This window comes from uncultured Nevskia sp. (assembly GCF_903885465.1).
GTDB lineage: Bacteria > Pseudomonadota > Gammaproteobacteria > Nevskiales > Nevskiaceae > Nevskia.
This window is the reverse complement of record NZ_CAISIQ010000555.1, coordinates 1-3,539: the sequence shown is the minus strand read 5'-3', so window position 1 is coordinate 3,539 and position 3,539 is coordinate 1. Positions and strand designations below refer to the sequence as shown.

Annotated in this window: 4 protein-coding genes; all 4 read left to right on the top strand. The window is 62.5% G+C overall.

The window, feature by feature from the left end; translation table 11 throughout:
* A partial coding sequence (locus tag QZY06_RS21525) for a type II and III secretion system protein family protein (RefSeq protein WP_367275713.1) occupies nt 1-590 on the top strand: 590 nt, incomplete at its 5' end.
* 50 nt (nt 591-640) lie between these two features.
* Entirely contained in the window at nt 641-1,831 is a 1,191-nt protein-coding gene (locus QZY06_RS21520; protein ID WP_295688164.1) for a hypothetical protein, read from the top strand.
* A 6-nt stretch (nt 1,832-1,837) separates the two neighbouring features.
* On the top strand, nt 1,838-3,049 hold the full coding sequence (locus QZY06_RS21515; protein ID WP_295688162.1) for a CpaF family protein: 1,212 nt from the start codon (nt 1,838-1,840) through the stop codon (nt 3,047-3,049).
* The coding region (locus QZY06_RS21510; RefSeq protein WP_367275711.1) for a type II secretion system F family protein at nt 3,046-3,539 on the top strand (494 nt) is incomplete at its 3' end. The genes QZY06_RS21515 and QZY06_RS21510, both read left to right, overlap by 4 nt.

Genomic DNA, 3,539 nt, shown 5'->3' with positions numbered 1-3,539 from the left:
TGACCGCGCTCAGCGGTCAGACCGCCAGCTTCCTCGCCGGCGGCGAGTTCCCGTATCCGGTGCCGCAGGGTGGCGGTTCCAACGGTACTGGCGCGATTACCGTGCAGTTCCGCGAGTTCGGTGTGCGTCTCAATCTGACGCCGACCGTGCTATCGAACAGCCGCATCGCGATCAAGGTGGCACCGGAAGTCAGCGACCTCGATTTCACCAATGCGGTGACCATCGGCGGCACCACGATTCCGGGCATCGTCATTCGCCGTACCGATACCACTGTGGAACTGGGCGACGGCGAAACCTTCGTGCTCAGCGGCCTGGTCAGCAACAACCTGTCGACCAATGTCGACAAGGTGCCGTGGCTCGGTGACATCCCGGTGCTCGGTGCGTTCTTCCGCACCACCAATATCACCCGCAACGAGAAGGAGCTGATCATGGTGATCACGCCGCATCTCGTGCGTCCGATTGCCAAGGGTGCGCAGTTGCCGCAACTGCCGGGTGCCTCGACTGATCGCTATCGTCCGAACTTCGCCGAAACGATGTTCCTGGAATCCGGTGATTTCGGTCAGAACGCCGATACCGGGTACAGCAAGTAATTCCGCCGCCTCTCGAAGAAGATCCGAACGACCGTGAAGATGTGCTGCGCATGAAGACGAAAGTGCTGGTCGTCGCCGACGATCCGGAATTTGCATCCTGGCTGCAGGATGCCGAGGACGCCAATCTTGACGTCATCGTGATCCGCGGCCTGGTGCCGACGGAATTGCTGGCCAGTGTCGAAGCGCAGGGTCGCTATGGCCTGCTGTTCTGCGAGTTCACGCCGGCCAACGCGATGATGCGCGCGAGCTTCGTCGAACAGTTTCTCGAGCGTCACTGGCAGGTTCCAGTGGTTGGCCTCGGTGCCAGCGAAGATGCCGAGTGCATGCTCGCTGCGATGCGTGCCGGCGCCCGTGACTACTTCGTGCGTGGCCGGGACGACGCCAAGCTCGGGCCACAGATCGGCCGCCTGCTGAAGCGCACGGCCACAGCATCCGCCGCCGTACCGACCAAGGCTGGACAGATCTTCCTGACCTTGTCCGGCCACCCGCATGAGTCGATCGCCTTCTTCGCCGAGCACCTTGCGCTGGCGGTGATCGAGCGCGCCAATCCCGGTGAGAAAGTGCTGCTGGTCGATCTCGCCACACCGTCCGGTGCGGCGGCGATCTTCCTGAACCTGAATCCTACTTACAACGTGCTCGATGCCGTCAATGACGCGCATCGCTGCGATCAGACGCTGATCGATACCGCGTTCCCGAAGCACGCCAGCGGCCTCTACGTGCTCAGCCTGCCCGAGGATCTGCTCGGCCGGGTCAGCTTCGATGCCGATCAGTTGCTGAAGCTGATGCAGGTGCTGCGTGGCCTGTTCACTTACATGGTGGTGGCTGTCGATGGCCATGCGCCGATCACGGCACTCTCGGGCCTTGTCAGCATGGCGGATCGCAGCCTGCTGCTGTCCGATCAATCGATCCTTAAATCGCGCCACAACAAGTATCTGCTGCGCGCCTTGCGCGCCCAGGACTGCTCGCTGGACCGCACCGCGCTGGTGGTCGACAACTATCGTCGGCGCCTGGGTCTGGAACCACGCAATCTCGCCGAACTGTTCGAGTTGCCGCTGCTGAGTTCCTTGCAGACCGAAAGCTTCAACCGCCTGCTGTCGATGAATTCCGGCGAGCCGCTGTACACGCTCGCCAAGAAGGATCCGTACTGCGCCGGCATGCAGGAACTGGCGGGTCTGCTGCTGTCTGGCGACATGAAGGCCGTGGCAGCGCCACAGGGCTTTCTTGATCGTCTGCTCCGGTAGCCGGTGATGTCGATGGATCAGATCGAGCGGTTCCGGCTGTCGGATCAGTACCAGACGCTGAAGAGCAGCGTCCATCGGCATCTGATCGCCCAGATCGAGGATCGCAAGCTCGACATCTACACCTGGCCGGCCGACAAGGTCGAGCGCTTCGTGGCCGAACAGGTCAAGCGCTATGTGCTCGAGCAACGTCTGCCGGTCAACCAGCGTGAGTCGGAAGCGCTGATCGCCGATTCCCGCAACGAGCTGCTGGGCTTCGGGCCGATCCAGAGCCTGGTCGATGACGACACCGTCAACGACATCGTCGTCAACGGCCCGCACAACGTTTTCATCGAACGGGGCGGCAAGCTCTATTCAGCGCCGGTGCGCTTCAACGACGACAACCATGTCATCCGCGTGATTCAGCGCATCCTGGCGCCGCTCGGTCGCCGGGTCGACGAATCGACGCCGATGGTCGATGCCCGACTGCCGGACGGTTCGCGAGTCAACGCGATCATTCCGCCGATCGCGCTGGACGGGCCCTGCCTGTCAATCCGCAAGTTCAAGAAAGTGCCGCTGACGGCGGAAGACCTCTTGAAGAGCGGCAGCATCACCCAGCCGGAACTCGATTACCTGAAGCGCAAGGTCGAGACGCGGACCAATCTGATCGTCGTCGGCGGCACCGGCTCGGGCAAGACCACATTCCTGAACTTGTTGAGCAGCTGGATTCCGTCCGGTGAGCGCATCGTCACCGTCGAAGATGCCGCCGAACTGCGCCTGCGCCACAACCACGTCGTGCGTCTGGAAACCCGGCCGCCGAATCTTGAAGGCCAGCGAGCGATCAGTGCGCGCGATCTGGTTCGCAATGCCCTGCGCATGCGGCCGGATCGGATCATCGTCGGCGAGGTGCGTAGCGACGAAGTGCTGGACATGCTGCAGGCGATGAACACCGGTCACGATGGCTCGATGACCACGCTGCATGCGAACAATGTTCGCGATGCGATGCACCGCATCGAGTTGCTGGCCGGCTTCGCAGGCTACACCGGCGGCGAAAAAACCCTGCGTGGCCAGATTGCGGCGGCGATCCAGCTGGTCGTCCATGTTTCGCGCCTGTCCAGTGGCCAGCGGCGGGTGATGTCGATCAGCGAACTGCGCGGTCTCGAAGGCAGCGAACTGGTGATGCACAACGTGTTCCGCTACGAACCCGAGTCCGGCATCGTGGTGCCGCAGGAGGCTGCATGAACGCCGGAGTGACCTTGATCGTGCTGGGCGCCGTGCTGCTGCTCGGCGTTGCCGTGTGGTTGTTTTTGCAGGCACGGGACCAGGAGTACCAATCCGACGTCAAGATGCGCCTGCGAGTCAGCGGGGCCGACGAGGCCGCAATCAGTCAGGGCAGCTCAACGATCCGCAATCCCGTGCTGCGCTGGATCTGCCATCTGTTCTGGCGCACCGGTTCGGAAATCCGCCCCGAGGCTGTGGTCCGTCTGCTCCTCGGCGTCGTAGTCGTTACCGTGCTGCTGACGGTGATCGCCGGGCCGTTCATTGTTCTGCCGGCGGTTGGTATCGGCCTGACCCTGGCTTACATGCTGCTGATCCAGCGCGCGGTCTGGCGTCGCATCAAGATCGTCGAACAATTGCCGGCTTATCTGGAAAACGTGATTCGCGTGCTCGCTGCCGGCAATACGCTCGATGAAGCCTTGAATCAGGCGGCGCGCGAAGCCCCCAATCCGAT